Consider the following 15,889-nt stretch of genomic DNA (forward strand, 5'->3'; position numbering starts at 1 on the left):
CCTTTTCGGTTCGCAGCAGAAACGATGCGCCGGAACGGACGTTCCGTGGCCGCGGCCGCTGGAAGAATCACGCAATCTGGGCTAGGCGGAGGCAATGCCGCATTCCGGGTTCGTACCGCTTCGTACTTTCTCCTCCTTCACCATGCTCGAAGGGGCGATCGACCCCAAGGCGATCGCCAAGAAAGCGGCCAAGCTTGGCTTCCCCGCAATCGCGCTCAGCGACCGCAACGGCCTGTATGCCGCCATGGCCTTTTCCGACGCCTGCAAGGCGGAGGGCGTGCAGCCGATCATCGGCACGCTGCTCAGCGTCGCGCGTCCGGTGCCCGAGGGCGTCGAGCCGCCGCTCGACTGGCTGGCGCTCTATGCGCAGGACATGCGCGGCTATGAGAATTTGTGCGCGTTGGTGTCCAAGGCCCATCTCGACCGCCCGGTCGAGATCCCCGCGCATGTCGAGCTATCCGCGCTGGAGGGGTTCACCGATGGCCTGCTCGCGCTGACCGCGGGCGGTGAGGGGGCGCTGGCCCGGCTGTTCGCAGAAGGGCAGGATACGGCCGCCTTTGCCTATGCCGACAAGCTGCAGGCGCTGTTCCCCGGCCGGCTGTACGTCGAGTTGTGCCGCCGCAACGAGGACATCGAACAACGCGCCGAGGCGGCGCTGCTCGACTTGGCGTACGACCGCGACCTGCCATTGGTCGCGACCAATCCCTGCTGCTTCACGGACCCGGATTTCCATGAGGCGCATGACGCGATGCTCTGCATCGCGAGCTCCAGCTATGTGGCAAGCGAGGATCGCCAGCGCAGCTCGCCCGACCTCTGGATGAAGCCCGCCGACACGATGCGGGAGATGTTTGACGATCTGCCGGAGGCGATCGCCAACACCCTGGTCGTGGCGCAGCGCTGCGCAGTTGCCGCCCCCAAGCGCAAGCCGATCCTGCCCAGCCTCGCCGGCGACCGCGAGGGCGAAGCCGCGCGGCTTCGCGAGGATGCCTGTGCCGGCCTCGTCATGCGGCTGCGCAAGATCGTGGAGTTGGAGGACGGCGAGGGGCCGGAACTCGACGAGGCGGCGCTGCGCGCGCGCTTCCCGGAATATTTCGAACGACTGGAGTTCGAGGTCGGCATCATCATCCAGATGGGCTTTCCCGGCTATTTCCTGATCGTCGCGGACTTCATCAAATGGGCCAAGGACCACGACATCCCCGTGGGCCCGGGGCGCGGCTCGGGCGCGGGCTCGGCGGTGGCCTGGGCGCTCACCATCACCGACCTGGACCCGATCAAGCTCGGCCTGCTGTTCGAACGCTTCCTGAACCCGGAACGCGTGTCGATGCCCGACTTCGACATCGACTTCTGCGAAACCCGGCGCGGCGAAGTGATCCGCTACGTCCAGCAGAAATACGGCCGCGACCAGGTGGCGCAGATCATCACCTTCGGAAAGCTGAAGGCGCGCGCGGTGCTCAAGGACACCGGCCGCGTGCTGCAGATGAGCTACGGCCAGGTCGACCGGCTCGCCAAGCTCGTGCCCAATCACCCGACCGACCCCTGGACGCTGGAACGCGCCATCAACGGCGTGACGGAGCTGGCCCACCAATATGAGCGCGAGGACGATGTCCGCCGCCTCCTCGACCTGGCGATGCGCCTGGAAGGGCTGCCGCGCCACAGCTCTACCCACGCCGCCGGCGTGGTGATCGGCGATCGCCCGCTTGCGGAGCTGGTGCCGCTCTACCGCGATCCGCGCTCCGACATGCCGGTCACCCAGTTCGACATGAAATATGTCGAGGGCGCGGGGCTGGTGAAGTTCGACTTTCTAGGCCTGAAGACCCTGTCGGTGCTTCAGAAGGCCGTCCAGCTGCTCGCCAAGCGCGGCATCACCGTCGACCTGGACAGCCTCTCCTGGGATGACGAGGGCGTTTATGCGCTCCTGCAGCGCGGTGACACAGTGGGCGTGTTCCAGCTGGAATCCGAAGGCATGCGCCGCACGCTGACGGCGGTGCGCCCGACCAACTTCGGCGACATCATCGCGCTCGTGTCGCTGTATCGTCCGGGCCCGATGGACAACATCCCGAGCTTCGGCGCACGCAAGGCGGGGCGCGAGGAGATCGTCTATCCGCACGATCTTCTGGAGCCGATCCTGAACGAAACCTATGGGATCTTCGTCTATCAGGAACAGGTGATGCAGGCCGCGCAGATCCTTGCCGGCTTCTCGCTCGGCGGCGCCGACCTGCTGCGCCGCGCGATGGGCAAGAAGGTTCAGGCGGAGATGGACGCGCAGCGCTCGATCTTTGTCGAGGGCTGCGCCAAGGTGAACAACATCCCGGAGGCGAAAGCCAACGAGCTGTTCGATTTGATCGACAAGTTCGCCGGTTACGGCTTCAACAAGTCGCACGCCGCCGCCTATGCGCTGCTCGCCTATCAGACCGCGTGGCTGAAGGCGCATTACCCGCACGAGTTCTTTGCCGCGTCGATGTGCTTCGACATGGCGCAGACCGACAAGCTCGCGATCTTTGTCGATGACATGAAGCGGCTTGGCATCCCCTGCCTGGGACCGGACCTGAACGCGAGCGAGGCCGAGTTCGACGTGCAGCCGCACGGCGAGGGGCTGGCAGTGCGCTATGCGCTCGCCGCGCTGAAGGGCGTGGGCGAACGGGCGATGGAGCTGCTGGTCGAGGAGCGGCGCGGCAACGGCCCGTTCGAGACGCTCGACGACTTCGCCCACCGCGCCGACCCGCGGCTGCTCAACAAGCGCCAGCTGGAGACGCTGGCCTCGGCCGGCGCGTTCGACAGCATCGTGGCGGATCGGCCGGCGGTCGCTGCGGCGGCGGAGACGCTGCTGGGCGTCGCCGCCCGCACGCAGGAGAACAAGCTGAGCGGGCAGGGCGGTCTGTTCGGCATCGGCGGCGGTGCGGCGGAGCCCGCGATCCGTCTGCCGCGGGCGCATTGGTCCATGACCGAGGCGATCTCTGCCGAGCGCGAGGCGTTCGGCTTCTACTTCTCGGCGCACCCGCTCGACCGCTATGCGCATCTTGCCAAGGTTCATGGCGCGCGCAGCATCGCAGCACTTGCCGACACGCCGGTGCCGGAAGGCGGCCGTTCGGGCGCAACCGTGGCCGCGCTGGTCGAGGACGCGCGTTGGCGTACTTCGGCCCGGGGCAAGCGCTACATGATGGCGACGTTGTCGGACGCGAGCGGCCAATGCATCGCCACCTGCTTCGAGGACGCGGCGGCGGAAGCGCTGGAGGAAGCGGGCAAGCTGGGTGGCTGTGGTCTCATGACGCTGGAGCTGGACCGCCGCCCCGGCGACGAAAGTGCCCGCGTGACGGTGAAGGCGGTCAAGCCCTTCGAGGCGCTGGCGAACAGCGTCCGCCTGACGATGGAGCTGGTGGTCGAGGACGCAACGGCATTGCCTGCCCTCGCCACGCTGCTGGCCAACCATCGCGGCGCGCGCGGCGAAGTATGGGCCGAGGTAGCGGCGGCAGGCGGCACGACCGCGCACCTGCTGCTGGGGCGCGACTATCTGCTCGATGGCGAGCTGACGAGCCATGTCGAGCGGCTGCCGGGGATCGTGTCCGCGCAGCTGCGGGCGGCCGACGCCAAGCGACTCGCGGCGGTCGCCTGAGGCTCAGCCCGCCACGACCAGCTTCACCAGCCGGCCCGGCGCCAGCGTCGTTGCGTCCTCCAGGCCGTTGAGCGTGACGAACCGCTCGCGCTGGTAGTCCGGATACGCCATTCGGCGTGCAAGGCTGTCGATGGTGTCGCCGGCTTTCACCGTGGCGATGCGGATGCGCTTGCCGCGGATGCTCCCTGCCGCTTGCGGCGACAGTTCGGCGACGCTCGACACCATGCTTGCGAAAGCGCCCAGCCGGCTGCCCGAAGGCGTCACCACCAAAAAGGAATAGGTGGCCGAGGGGAAGCGGTACGCGATCACCGTCGCGTCCACAGCGCGGCCGTTGCTCGTCGCCGATACGGTGCCTTGCACCGTCTGCAGGCCATTCGCCTGACCCGACCGCAGCTCGACCGCGCCGGCATCGCGGGCTCCAAGCTCCGACAGCCGCCCGCGCACGAAGCCGGCGAGATCGGTGGTGGCCGCCGCCGCGCGGAACTGCGCCTGTCCGCCGCTACCGGCAACCGTCACGGCATCGCTGCCATTGTCGATCTTGTAGCCCTCCGGTGCGGTGAACTGGAGCCGCAGCTGCGGGTGGCGGAACGTCTGACCTTCGATGATGCCCTGCGCCGGATTGTCGTCGTACGGCATGCCGTCCAGCATGCGCAGAAAGGTCGTGTCTTGTGCCATGCTAGGCGCAGCCGCGCGCATCTGCTGCGCGAGTTGGCGCGCGCGTGCGACACGATCGGCGCCATTGGGGTGGGTGCTGGCCCAGCCGGGGACCGCATCGGCCTGCCGCCCCTCGATCTGCGCAGACAGGGTCTGGTCGTCGTTGAGCTGGCGAAGCATCGCTGACATGCCATAGGGATCATAGCCCGCAGCGGTGGCGTAGCGCACGCCCAGCCCGTCCGCCTCATATTCCTGAGACCGGCTGAACCCCAGCGTGTAGAGCTGCGTGCCCGTGCTGGCGATCCGTCCCAGAATGTCGCTGCCGGTCAGCCACCCCACGCCTGCCGAAAGCAGGCCGCCCAGGGTGGCGCGCGTGTTGCGCTTGTTGGAGTGCCGTGCCGCGACATGCCCGACTTCATGCCCAAGCACCGCGGCAAGCTCCGCCTCGCTGTTCATGAGCGCGAGCAGCTGGCGCGTGACATAGACGTAGCCGCCTGGAATGGCGAAGGCGTTCTCGACGGAGGAGTCCAGCAAGGTGACCGTGAAGTCGCCCTGCGCATTCGAGAGGCCGGACTGTACCGCGACCCGCTTGCCGACGCGTTCGACATAGGCAGCCTGCGGGCCGGAATAGGCGCCGCCGAACTCGGCCAGCAGCTGCGGATGCGCCTGCGCGCCCTGCGCTTTGTCGGATCGGGATATGGTGCGCGCGGTCTGGGCGGATGCCGGCAGGGTTGGCGCGACCAGGAGAGCGGCCGCGGCAGCGGCGGTGATGCAGGTACGGTTCATGAGTCCTCCCGGCATGCTTGAGCGTTTGTTGGAACATCCGGTTCCACGTGCCAAGTCGGTCAGTCGAACAGCTCCCCCTGCGGCCCGCGCGGCGGGCGGAACTGGTCGCAGCGCAGGGGCATGCGCCCCTTGTCCAGGCCGTAGCGGTGCACGGCGATGCGGAAGCGGGTGCGCATGAGCTCGGCCCAGGGGCCCGACCCCTGCATGCGCGTGAAGAAATCCGGGTCGTTGACGCGCCCCCCGCGCAGGGAGCGGATGATCGCCATCACCTTGTCAGCGCGGTCGGGAAAGTGCGTGTCGAGCCAGGCGCGGAACAGCGGTGCTACTTCCCAGGGAAGGCGGACGGGCAGGAAGAAGGCGCCGCGCGCGCCCGCCGCCGCCGCCTGCTCCAGGATCTTCTCCATCTCACCATCGGTGATTGCCGGGATCACGGGCGCGACGGAGACCGAGCAGGGGACGCCCGCTTCGGTAAGGGCGGCGATCGCCGCGAGCCGCTTGCGCGGGTGCGGTGCCCGCGGCTCCAGCGTACGCGCGATCACCGGGTCGAGCGAGGTGATCGACATCGCCACCGACACCAGCCCCTTTGCCGCCATCGGCGCCAGCAGGTCGAGGTCGCGGACAACGCGGTCCGATTTGGTGGTGATGGTCAGCGGATGGTTGCACTCCGACAGAAGCTCGATGCAGCCTCGCGCGATCCGCCACTCGCCTTCGATCGGCTGATAGGGATCCGTGTTGGTGCCAAAGGCGATCGGCCGCACCGCATAGCTTCGCTTCGCGAGTTCGCTGCGCAACAGGGCAGGGGCATCCGGCTTGGCAAACAGCCGGGTCTCGAAATCAATGCCGGGCGACAGGTCGTGATAGGCATGGCTCGGCCGCGCGAAGCAGTAGATGCAGCCATGCTCCCAGGGACGAGTAGCGTGTCACTCTGAGTGAGGGGCAGCGGACAGGGGTTGCCGGTGAAACTGACGCTCGGCGTTTGTCTCATCGCATTACCGTGAACCCCTTCGCGGAGCTCAGGGGCACTGGCGGCAGACCCGCCCAGTGCCCCGTCGCCTCAGCGTCGAGATGCCCTTTACGCGGACGCAGCTTTCTTCAAGAACTCGGCGATCTCGATCTCTTTTGATTTCGAAAACACCCATCCACCCAAGGTCGCATTGAACCTGCCGCCTAGCCCCTTCAGATCATCTTTGATCGGTTTCGTATCGCCCTTCACGACGAATGACTTAACCTGACCATCCTTTTCATAGTCTTCCATGTACAGCTTGCCGGACTTGGCAATCGCCGTGATAGACTTAACGCGATCCCGCACCTCCTTTGGAGTTGCAGTCGGCGTAGCGTTTCCGCTCATGTAATTTCTGACATTAATGGATAGCTGGTTGAAGAGCTGTTCCCGGAAATCGGCGAGATTTGCATAGGCGCCGGTCAGGCCAATTTTCTGCATACGCTTCTCGAACTCTTTAAGTCCCTTATATTGATCGATATCAAGCTTGGTTGGATCAATACTACGCGACGAGAAGTAGAGCATAACCGGCTTGCTGTTTTTAATGAACCAGTCGATCTCTTCGGCGGTTCCGCTTTCGCTCGCGCCAGTAGGAGACCCCAAGCGCGTCCAAAAAACACCGATCGCCATATCACACGTCGTGACCATCTGATCGTTTATCACGCCCTGAGCTCGGTCACCCATCAACGGAGCCGAATGCGTCTCCCATTTTACGGGTAAAAGAACCACTTTGGATGTTTCAGAGTTGGTGTTGTTCCAGCGCGCGATGACTTCAGGGATCGCCTGCCGCTCCTCGTCGACATCGCCTGGGCTGGCAATCAAGATCTTTAGAACTTTAGCATCGAACGCCACTTCAACATCCCCTGATTTAGTTAACACGCCATGTAGTTCGGTATCCTTGGCGTTTTGATAGATGGCGAGATGCAGCACGCGAAGTCAATGCTTGCATATTGGCACTACACAACCGTGTATGCGTGGTCGCAGCCGTTGTATGGATTAACCGAGCGATCGAAGCCGATGTCCGGCGAGCGATTATAGCTGAGGATCGTGCGCGGTGTGAGCAGCGCGACGCTGGTCCGCACGGGCGGCGGAGCGCCGTCGACCGCCTCCTGCGCGTCGAGCCAGTCCCCATCGGCCTCGCGCTCGGGCAAGCCGAAGCGAGTGCTGGTTCGGTTCAGAGTTGCGCCACGAGCCATGACGCAAGGAGAACATAAACGGAACGCCGGATCAAGCCTGCTTGATCAGCGCTCCCGCAGCCGCGGCATCAGCTCGACGAAGTTGCAGGGCGTATGCCGGCTGTCGAGCTGTGTGGCGAGAATCCCTTCCCAGCCGTCGCGCACCGCGCCGGTCGATCCGGGCAGCGCAAAGACATAGGTGCCGCGCGCGACGCAGGCGCAGGCGCGGGATTGCACGGTCGAGGTGCCGATCTTGGCGAAGCTCAGCCAGCGGAACAGTTCGCCGAAGCCGGGGATCATCTTGTCCGCGACTCGCTCGACGGCTTCGGGCGTGACGTCGCGGCCGGTCACGCCGGTTCCACCCGTCGTCACAATGCAGTCGATCGCCGGATCGTCGATCCAGCCGTGCAGCCGGCCGACGATCGCCGCAACATCGTCCGGCAGCAGCGCGCGGTCGGCAAGCGTGTGTCCGGCTTCCGTGAGCAGCGAGACCAGCGTGTCGCCGGAACGATCCTCCGCCAGCGTGCGCGTGTCCGATACCGTGAGGACAGCGATGCGGACCGGGATAAAGGTCCGCGCAGGATCAATTGGCATGGGCGAAGGGCGACCGGCCGGCACTGCTGATCTTGACCGCGCCGCCACCCTTGGCGCCGGGGAACTTCGGCCACATGCCCTGCGCGAGCGCAGCGCGGCTGGCAGAGGCCTTGCCCTCCTGCTTTTCGTACATCCAGTAGTTGCGCAGCACCGACATGACGTAGCCGCGCGTCTCCCAAAAAGGGATCGACTCGATGTAGAGCAGCGGATCGCCGCCGTCGTGCGCCTGCAGGTCCCAGGCCTGAACCGGGCTGGGTCCCGCATTGTAGGCGGCGATCACCTTGGGCAGCAGGCCGCCCGTCGCCTGCATGTCGCGCAGCTTTTCGAGATAGCTCTGCCCGACCTCGATGTTCGTGGAAGGCCGGGCCAGCGCCGAGCGATCAATGGTGACGCCGCGCGCACGGCCGAAGTCGCTGGCGGCAGCCGGCATGATCTGCATGAGGCCGAAGGCGCCGGCGGGACTCACGACCTGCGGGTTGAACTTTGATTCCTGCAGCGCGTGGGCATAGACCAGCGCCTTGTCGACCCGCCAACCGCCATCCGGAGTCCAGTCGGGCGCCGGATAGCGCGCCTCCATCACCGGCCGCGTACCCGCCGGGCCATTGTGGGAGAGCCAGAGCTGAGTCGCCGGAAGGTTCATGCTGCCCGCAACTCGGGTCAGCGCGGCATAGTCGCCGGCGCCGCCGATCTTGGCCTGGTGGCGCAGCACCGTATCCGCCAGTGCGGTTTCGCCGATCTCCGCGAGGGCGGCGGCAACGCGGACGTTCGGCCGCCGCTCCAGCATCTGCCAATCCGCCGTCACGCGTTCCGGTGTCGACTTGCCGTCGATCATGCCAAGTGCCTGGCGGGCCAGCAGCCCGTAATAGGTCTCGCCATATTGCGCTGCGCTCTGCAGCCGCGGCTGCACGAGGTCGGGGCGACCGCAGGCGATGTCCGCGCGGGTCGCCCAATACAGGCCGGCGGAGCGCAGCTCGGTATCCGTTGCCCGGCGCGCGACGTCGCCGAACGCGACCTGGGCGGTTGCGCAGTCCTTCTGACGCCAGGCGGCAAGCCCCTGCGTCCAGTCCGCCTGCGCTGCCCACTCGCCCTGGCCCGCCTGGGCAAGCCGAGCGACCCGGCGCGCGTTGCCGTCGTCGCCGGCCACGAAATAGATCCAGGCGACGCGCTGCTGCCATTCGGTCAGCGCCTCCGGCGTGAGTTCGCCCCCGCGCTGGTTGAGCAGCGCCTCGGCCGACGGACCGTCGTCGAGCTTCACGAAGGGCTTCATCGCCACCATCAGCTCGGCCGACACCTGATCGCTGCGGATCGCACGGGTGCGGACCCGCGTCGGCGCACCGTCGAACCAGGTAAGGCGCTGTTGCATCGGCAGGACGGGGAGCGACGAGGCCCCACGCAGCTCGGCCAGTCGCGCGAGCTGCGGCGCTTCCGGAAGCTCGGGAGCCTCGGCCAGGAGCGCGAGCAACGGGTCGAGCGCGACCTTGGGAGAGTTGTGCGCGGTATAGAGTTCGGCGCGGGCGATCGCGTGCAGCGGGCCAGGCTTCAGCGCATCGAGCTGCAGCTGCGCGTCCGCCCAGCGTTCTCCGCGGATCGCCTCGAAAATGGAGCGGTAGCTCGCCCGTTCCTCGGGCGTGAGCTGGCTTGGCACGCCCTCTGCCCGCAATTGTCGGGCGGTTCCGTGCGCCGGTATCCGGCCTTCGTCGACTTCGTCCGCATGCGCGGCAAGAGGTGTCGCCATCAGCATGGCGCCCATCGCGAGAGCGATCTTCACGCGTCGTTTTCCTCAATCAGCGGCTGCAGGTCGCGCCAGGCTTCCGCCTTGCACATCGGTCGCTCCAACAACACCCGCGGGTGGTAGGTCGCGACCGCCTTGCATGCCGCATTGCCATGGTTGAGCGCGGACGAACAATCCCCGTTCGCCCCGCCGGCTGCCCCGAGCACGGCCCGGCTTGCCGTCTGTCCCAGCAGCAGCAGCCGCCGGGGTTGTACGATGTCGATCAGGTGGCGGGCGAGCGCCCCAAGCTCGCTGGCGCTTTCCCGCGGCACACGACCCGCAAGCGGCCGTGCGACGCAGACTGAGGCGAGCAGCACCTCCTCTGGCGCGACCCCGATCGCGGCCAGCATGCGCGCGAGCAGCCGGCCCTCGGCCCCCGACAACAGCCGTCCGGCCGCCGCGTCGCAGTCTTCGGGAAGGTCCGTCAGCACCATCATCTTCGCGGTGGCGGGATCGCCGAACGGCCCCACGCGCTGCGCAGCCCATTTCGCGTCCGGTGCGGTGTCGCCCAGGCGGAAGGTGAGGAATGCCGCATAATCGATTGGATAGCCGGGCGCCGCCTCCGGCTCGGGAGCGGGTGCCGCAGCCAGGGTGACGGCAGCCGGGACTCGCTCCTGGGGAACCAACCAATCGCGCGGCAGTTCGTCCACCAGCGTGTCCACGCCCGCCTCGACCCACCAGTCGAGGGTGCTTGCCGCGGCGTTTCGCCAGTCCAGATGCTGATCGGCCCCCATCGCGCTATATAGGGCACCGGGTTGACGCCGCGGTCAATCTGAATGAATTCCGCCACCGACAAGGCGTTGCAGGTGCGCGACGACACGGTGCCGCGGCGAAACGGGAGTTGGAGTGCATGAGCGAGCGGGAATCGATGCCCTATGACGTCGTGATCGTCGGCGCGGGCCCCGCAGGCTTGTCCGCGGCGATCCGGCTGAAGCAGCTGGCGAACGACGCGGGCCGCGAGATCGCAGTCTGCGTGTTGGAAAAGGGCTCGGAGGTCGGTGCCCATATCCTGTCGGGGGCGGTGATCGATCCGCGCGCGCTGGACGAGCTGCTGCCGGACTGGCGCGAGCAGGGCTGCCCGCTGGCCGAGGTGCCGGTGACGGAGAACCACCACTGGATCCTGAACGCGACCGGCAAGACGGAGATGCCGCATGCCGCGCTGCCGCCGTTCATGTCCAACGAGGGCACCTACACCGGATCACTCGGCAGCCTGTGCCGCTGGCTGGCCGAGCAGGCCGAGGGACTGGGCGTCGAGATCTTCCCGGGCTTTGCCGCAGCCGAAGTGCTGTACCATGATGATGGTTCGGTGAAGGGCGTGGCGACCGGCGACATGGGCGTGGCACGCGACGGCACCCGCAAGCCGGACTGGCAGCCGGGCCTGGAGCTCCATGCGAAGTACACCTTCTTTGCCGAAGGCGTGCGCGGGCATCTCAGCAAGCAGATCATCCGCACCTTTGACCTGGCGCGAGATTCGCAGCCCCAGGTCTATGGCATCGGCATCAAGGAATTGTGGGACATCGCGCCCGACAAGCATGTGCCCGGCCGGGTGATCCACACCCAGGGCTGGCCGCTGTCGGAAACCCGCGGCACCAACGGCGGCGGGTTCCTCTACCACCAGGCGAATGGGCAGGTCGCTTTGGGCCTGGTCACCTGGCTCAACTATGCCAACCCGTACCTCTCGCCGTTTCACGAGATGCAGCGCTGGAAGACCCACCCCGAGATCGCAAAGATCCTGGAGGGCGGCAAGCGCGTCTCCTATGGCGCACGCGCGATCAACGACGGCGGCTGGCAGTCGGTGCCCAAGCTCGTCTTCCCGGGCGGGGCGCTGATCGGCTGCTCCGCCGGGTTCGTGAACGTGCCGCGGATCAAGGGCACCCATACCGCTATGAAGACCGGCATGCTCGCTGCCGAAGCGGCGTTTCAGGCGGTGACCGCCGACCGTGGCGGAGACACGCTCGACGCCTATGCGCAGGCCTATGAAACAAGCTGGGTCTATGAGGAGCTGCGCAAGGTCCGCAACGTGGTGCCGCTGGTAAAGAAGTTCGGCGACTTCGTGGGCTCGGGCCTGTCCGGCGTCACCATGTGGGCCGAGCATTGGGGCATCCGCATGCCCTTCACCATGAAGCACCATCCCGATCACGAAAGCCTGTGGCGCAAGGACCAGGTGCAACCGATTGCCTATCCCAAGCCGGACGGGAGGCTGACCTTCGATCGCCTCTCCTCGGTGTTCCTGTCGAACACCAATCATGAGGAGGACCAGCCGGTCCACCTGACGTTGCGCGATCCGGACATTCCGATCGACTATGACCTGCCGATGTTCGACGAGCCGGCGCAGCGGTATTGCCCGGCCGGGGTCTATGAGGTGGTGGAAACCGAGAGCGCGAAGCCGCGCTTCGTGATCAACGCGCAGAACTGCGTCCACTGCAAGACCTGTGACATCAAGGACCCGACCCAGAACATCAACTGGGTGGTGCCCGAGGGCGGGGGAGGGCCGAACTATCCGAACATGTAAGGGCCTGCTCGTCGCAGCGGTCGCGTCGGGAGCGCTGTTCGGAACCTCGCCAGCCGCAGCAGGCGGGGACAATCTGCCGGCGTACGTCCGCGCGCGTGCAGCGGATGCGGACGGCGCCGTCGACACGGCGGCGCGCTATTATGCGCTTGCTCTGGCTGCGCGCCCGACCAGCGAAGTGGTCGCGATCCGCGCCTACCGCGAGGGTCTGGCGAGCGGCGACATGGCGCTCGCCCGCCGATCGCTGGCGGTTCTGGAACAGGCAGGCGTGGCGCCGCCGGACGCAGCGGTCCTGGCGTTCGCGGACGCGCTGGCCGCCGGCGACCGCGACCGTGCCGGGCGGGCGCTGGAAAGCCTGGGCGAGGGCCCGCTCGATTTCCTCCAGCCGGTCCTCGCCGCCTGGCTCGCGGTGGATGCGGGGGATGCCGCGACGGCGCTTGGGTTGCAGGACGAGGAAGGGGACGCGCTCGACCGGCGCTACGCGTCCGAAAACCACGCGCTGATCCTGCTCGCAACCGGCCGTACTGCCGAGGGGTTGGCCGCGGTTCGGGCGCAACTGGGCGCGCTGGATCCCGACCCGCAGTTTCGCATGGCTGCGGCGTCGCTGCTGGCAGGGCGCGGCAAGCGCGATGCGGCGCAGACGCTGCTGGCGGGCGAGGATCCGGTGGTGTCGCTCTACCGCGCGCGACTGGGTCGTGGTGCCAAGGGCAACGCGCGCTTCGGCGCGTCCCGTTTCCTGGTGCGTGTTGCGAGGGATCTCGCTTCGGGCGAAACAGCGCCGCTGGCAATCACGCTGGCGCGTTCGGCGCTGATCCTCGACCGCGGCTATGATCGCGCCAGGATCGAGCTGGCAGATGCGCTGCTGTCCGAAGGGGCCGGTCCGAAGGCGCGGATGGCACTGGCCGGAGTTTCACCGGATAGCCCCTTTGCGCGCGAGGCCCGCGGCGCGGAGATCGCGGTGCTCGCACAGGATGGCCAGGAAGACGCGGCCATCCAGGCAGCCACTGCACTCTCCGCAAGCAAGGGGGCGAGCGGCGAGGATGCCCGGCTGCTCGGCGACCTGCTGGCCGAGCAGGCGCGCTTCGCGGAAGCAGCGACCGCGTATCACACTGCGATCGAGCGCGAGGGAGAGCCCGCCGACTGGACGCTGCTGCTCAAGCAGGGCGCTGCCCTGGAGCAGGCAGGACGCTGGAGTGATGCCGTGGCGGTGTTGCAGCAGGCGGTCCAGATTGCGCCGGCGGAGCCGCTTGCGCTCAACTACCTGGGCTATGCGCAGGTCGAGCGCGGCGAGAACCTTCCCGCCGCTACCGCCATGCTGGAACAGGCACATCGCCTCGCGCCAGAGGATCCGAACATCGCCGACTCGCTTGGCTGGGCCTATTATCGTCAGGGTAGCCCTGCCCGGGCACTGCCGCTGCTGGAGCAGGCGGCGCGGGCGGAGAATGTGAGCGGCACCGTGCAGGAGCATGTCGGTGACGTGCTGTGGCGGCTGGGGCGTCGCTATGAGGCGCGCTATGCCTGGTCGGCGGCGCAGCTCGATGCCGATGAGGCCATGGCGGTGAGGCTGACGGATAAACTCGCGCGCGGTCTGTCTGCGGTCGAGGGGCGAGGCGCATGATCCAGGAGATTGCCCGCGCGAAGCTCAACCTTGCCCTGCACGTGCGCCACCGGCGGCCTGACGGCTACCACGCGCTGGAGACCTTGTTCGCGTTCGTGCGCGATGGCGATCTGCTGGCGCTGTCGGATGCGGAAGAGGATAGCTTCGCCATCACCGGTCCGTTCGCAGCGACGCTGCTGGCAGAGGGCGACAACCTCGTCACCCGGGCGCGAGACCGGTTTCGTGCCGTGTTCCCGGACCAGCGTCCGTGTGCGATCCGCCTCGACAAGCAGCTTCCGGTCGCGTCGGGGATCGGCGGCGGGTCGGCTGATGCGGCAGCTGCCCTCCGCGCGATGGCGACGCGCGCGAACGTGCCGCACGATCATCCCGACCTGCTTGCCTGTGCCGACGGGCTCGGATCCGATGTACCCGCCTGCCTGTTGAGCCGCACGGCTGTCGGCCGCGGCCGCGGCGAGGAACTGATGCCCGTGGACGGACTGGCCGGTACCCCGGTCCTGCTCGTGAACCCTGGGGTGGGCGTTTCGACCGCGGCGGTGTTCGGGCGCTGGGACGGGGTGGATCGGGGGGCGATCGGCTCGGGCGATATGCTCGAGGTTGCTCGATCCGGCCGCAACGACCTTGAGCCGCCGGCGCGATCGCTGGCGCCCGTGATCGACAGCGTGCTGACGGCGTTGAACGAGCAGTCTGGGACTCGCCTGGTCCGCATGTCTGGTTCCGGAGCGACCTGCTTCGCGCTGTTCGACGAGGAAGAGGCTCGTGCGACAGCGGCTGCTGCGATCCAGAAGGCTCAGCCGGGCTGGTGGTGTCTCGAAACGACACTGGTCTGACCCGGCAATCCCGAGACGGGACGGGTTCCTGGGCGCCGCCCCGGTTTCCCGCATTGCGGTTGCCCACGCTCTGCGGCCTAAGCGGAGCGCGGATCAGACGCCGAATGCGGACGTCCGTGGATGGCCCCTGCCGCGCGCAGGCGCCATCCTCCCGTCCGGGGGGTGACAGCCGGGCGATCCTGGGGCAGGTCGCTCCCATGTCCACCCGCAGCCCTGCCGCGCCGCCGCCTGACTTGCCAGACCTGCCCGCAGCCGAGCAGATCGACGGGCCGCCGGGCGGTGTCCTGCTGTTGTGCGATCACGCGTCGAACCACGTGCCGGCGGACGTGGCGCTTGGCGTGCTCCCGGCCTTGCTGGATCTGCACATCGGCTATGACATCGGTGCCGCGGCACTGACCCGCAGACTGGCGGCCGCTTTGGATGCGCCCGCGGTCCTCGGCACGGTTTCCCGTCTGGTGATCGACCTGCACCGCGAGCCGCACCATGAGGGGCTGATCCCCGTGCGCAGCGACGGGCATGCGATCCCCGGCAACGAGGGCATCGACCGCGACCGACGGATCGAGCGCTTTCACATGCCCTATCACGCCGCAATCGAGCAGGCGGTGCTCCTGTATCGACCCCGCCTCGTCGTCGCGATCCACAGCTTCACACCGCGGCTGGCAAGCGACGGGCGCGAGCGGCCGTGGCAGGTCGGCATTCTCTACAACCAGGACAGCAGGGCAGCGCACCGGGCGATTGCCGCGCTCGAGGAACGCGGCCTGATCACCGGCGATAATGAGCCTTATTCAGGGCGCGACCTCAACGCGACGCTCAACCGCCATGCCGAGGCGCACGGGATCCCGAGCATGTCCGTGGAAGTCCGCAACGATCTGATCGCCGACGACACAGGCGTGGCGGAATGGACGGCAACACTGAGTGACGTGATCGCCAGCCTGCAACGGGAATTCGCGCAATGAGGAACGCGTTCGGGAAGCTTGGCGGCGTCTGCGCGCTCAGTGCGATGCTCGCCGGGTGCGGCGGCAGCAAGGACGCCGCGACGCCGCCGGGGGGGCTGCGGATCGCGTGCGCCACCCGAGACGCGACGTTCGAAGATGCCTGCTTCGTCGAGCGGAGCAACACCGAGCAGGGGCTGGTTCTGACCCTTCATCGCCCCGATGGCGGGTTCCGGCGCCTGCTGGTCGCCAGGGACGGTAGCGGCGTTGCTGCGGCGGACGGCGCCGATCCGGTCACCGTTACCCTTCGATCGCCGACAGAAATGGAAGTCGCGGTCGATGGCGTCCGCTATCGGCTGCCGGCCCGCAGCGTCCCCGGGAAAACCGCGTGAGGATGCTGCCGCCGGGTGCGC

The 15,889-nt window shown here is 67.4% G+C and carries 11 protein-coding genes and 2 pseudogenes; 6 read left to right on the top strand and 7 right to left on the bottom strand.

The annotated features are described in order from the left end of the window. The first annotated feature begins 94 nt into the window (after positions 1-94). On the top strand, positions 95-3,610 hold the full coding sequence (dnaE, locus tag LK533_RS04740) for a DNA polymerase III subunit alpha (protein WP_229361601.1): 3,516 nt from the start codon (positions 95-97) through the stop codon (positions 3,608-3,610). Positions 3,611-3,613: 3 nt separating this feature from the next. Here dnaE and LK533_RS04745 read toward each other — a convergent pair whose 3' ends face one another. The 7 genes and pseudogenes from LK533_RS04745 to LK533_RS04775 all read right to left on the bottom strand — a co-directional run bounded on the left by LK533_RS04745 (position 3,614) and on the right by LK533_RS04775 (position 10,324). Further along, on the bottom strand, positions 3,614-5,050 hold the full coding sequence (locus LK533_RS04745; protein ID WP_229361602.1) for a M48 family metalloprotease: 1,437 nt from the start codon (positions 5,048-5,050) through the stop codon (positions 3,614-3,616). Positions 5,051-5,109: 59 nt separating this feature from the next. Continuing rightward, positions 5,110-5,961: pseudogene (locus LK533_RS04750) on the bottom strand (PA0069 family radical SAM protein); the annotation flags it as partial. A gap of 161 nt (positions 5,962-6,122) precedes the next feature. Next, a complete protein-coding gene (locus tag LK533_RS04755) occupies positions 6,123-6,980 on the bottom strand; it encodes a DUF4062 domain-containing protein (protein WP_229361603.1) in 858 nt (285 codons plus the stop codon). A gap of 44 nt (positions 6,981-7,024) precedes the next feature. After that, positions 7,025-7,246, bottom strand: a pseudogene (locus tag LK533_RS04760) (radical SAM protein); the annotation flags it as partial. Positions 7,247-7,291: 45 nt separating this feature from the next. Continuing rightward, on the bottom strand, positions 7,292-7,819 hold the full coding sequence (gene moaB / locus LK533_RS04765; protein ID WP_229361604.1) for a molybdenum cofactor biosynthesis protein B: 528 nt from the start codon (positions 7,817-7,819) through the stop codon (positions 7,292-7,294). Then, entirely contained in the window at positions 7,809-9,569 is a 1,761-nt protein-coding gene (locus LK533_RS04770; protein ID WP_229361755.1) for a lytic transglycosylase domain-containing protein, read from the bottom strand. The genes moaB and LK533_RS04770 overlap by 11 nt, the downstream gene beginning before the upstream one ends. Before the next feature lie 14 nt (positions 9,570-9,583). Then, positions 9,584-10,324 carry a uracil-DNA glycosylase family protein gene (locus tag LK533_RS04775; RefSeq protein ID WP_229361605.1) on the bottom strand — a complete coding sequence of 247 codons (741 nt, stop codon included), beginning with the start codon at positions 10,322-10,324 and terminating at the stop codon, positions 9,584-9,586. 116 nt (positions 10,325-10,440) lie between these two features. Between LK533_RS04775 and LK533_RS04780 the strand changes: the two genes are divergently transcribed. The 5 genes from LK533_RS04780 (at position 10,441) to LK533_RS04800 (ending at position 15,868) form a co-directional block, all read left to right on the top strand. Then, positions 10,441-12,102 carry an electron transfer flavoprotein-ubiquinone oxidoreductase gene (locus LK533_RS04780; RefSeq protein ID WP_229361606.1) on the top strand — a complete coding sequence of 554 codons (1,662 nt, stop codon included), beginning with the start codon at positions 10,441-10,443 and terminating at the stop codon, positions 12,100-12,102. A 175-nt stretch (positions 12,103-12,277) separates the two neighbouring features. Continuing rightward, positions 12,278-13,717 (top strand): tetratricopeptide repeat protein, encoded by a 1,440-nt coding sequence (locus tag LK533_RS17925; protein ID WP_229361607.1) that lies wholly within the window; start codon positions 12,278-12,280, stop codon positions 13,715-13,717. Beyond that, positions 13,714-14,544, top strand: a complete 831-nt coding sequence (locus LK533_RS04790; protein WP_229361608.1) for a 4-(cytidine 5'-diphospho)-2-C-methyl-D-erythritol kinase — start codon at positions 13,714-13,716, stop codon at positions 14,542-14,544. Before LK533_RS17925 ends, LK533_RS04790 begins: the two co-directional genes overlap by 4 nt. Before the next feature lie 197 nt (positions 14,545-14,741). Continuing rightward, positions 14,742-15,500: an N-formylglutamate amidohydrolase gene (locus LK533_RS04795; protein ID WP_229361609.1), complete on the top strand. Its 759-nt coding sequence runs from the start codon at positions 14,742-14,744 to the stop codon at positions 15,498-15,500. Beyond that, complete coding sequence (locus LK533_RS04800) at positions 15,497-15,868, top strand: hypothetical protein (protein ID WP_229361610.1); 372 nt, start codon at positions 15,497-15,499, stop codon at positions 15,866-15,868. The genes LK533_RS04795 and LK533_RS04800 overlap by 4 nt, the downstream gene beginning before the upstream one ends. The last annotated feature ends 21 nt before the right edge of the window (positions 15,869-15,889 follow it).

It is taken from the genome of Sphingomonas sp. PL-96, from assembly GCF_020707215.1.
Classification (GTDB): domain Bacteria; phylum Pseudomonadota; class Alphaproteobacteria; order Sphingomonadales; family Sphingomonadaceae; genus Sphingomonas.

Bases quoted from the DNA above. Each gene is read 5' to 3' on its own strand.
- dnaE (WP_229361601.1), top strand. From the start codon at position 95: ATGCCGCATTCCGGGTTCGTACCGCTTCGTACTTTCTCCTCCTTCACC.
- LK533_RS04745 (WP_229361602.1), bottom strand. From the start codon at position 5,050: ATGAACCGTACCTGCATCACCGCCGCTGCCGCGGCCGCTCTCCTGGTC.
- moaB (WP_229361604.1), bottom strand. From the start codon at position 7,819: ATGCCAATTGATCCTGCGCGGACCTTTATCCCGGTCCGCATCGCTGTC.
- LK533_RS04770 (WP_229361755.1), bottom strand. From the start codon at position 9,569: ATGGGCGCCATGCTGATGGCGACACCTCTTGCCGCGCATGCGGACGAA.
- LK533_RS04775 (WP_229361605.1), bottom strand. From the start codon at position 10,324: ATGGGGGCCGATCAGCATCTGGACTGGCGAAACGCCGCGGCAAGCACC.
- LK533_RS04780 (WP_229361606.1), top strand. From the start codon at position 10,441: ATGAGCGAGCGGGAATCGATGCCCTATGACGTCGTGATCGTCGGCGCG.
- LK533_RS04790 (WP_229361608.1), top strand. From the start codon at position 13,714: ATGATCCAGGAGATTGCCCGCGCGAAGCTCAACCTTGCCCTGCACGTG.
- LK533_RS04795 (WP_229361609.1), top strand. From the start codon at position 14,742: ATGTCCACCCGCAGCCCTGCCGCGCCGCCGCCTGACTTGCCAGACCTG.
- LK533_RS04800 (WP_229361610.1), top strand. From the start codon at position 15,497: ATGAGGAACGCGTTCGGGAAGCTTGGCGGCGTCTGCGCGCTCAGTGCG.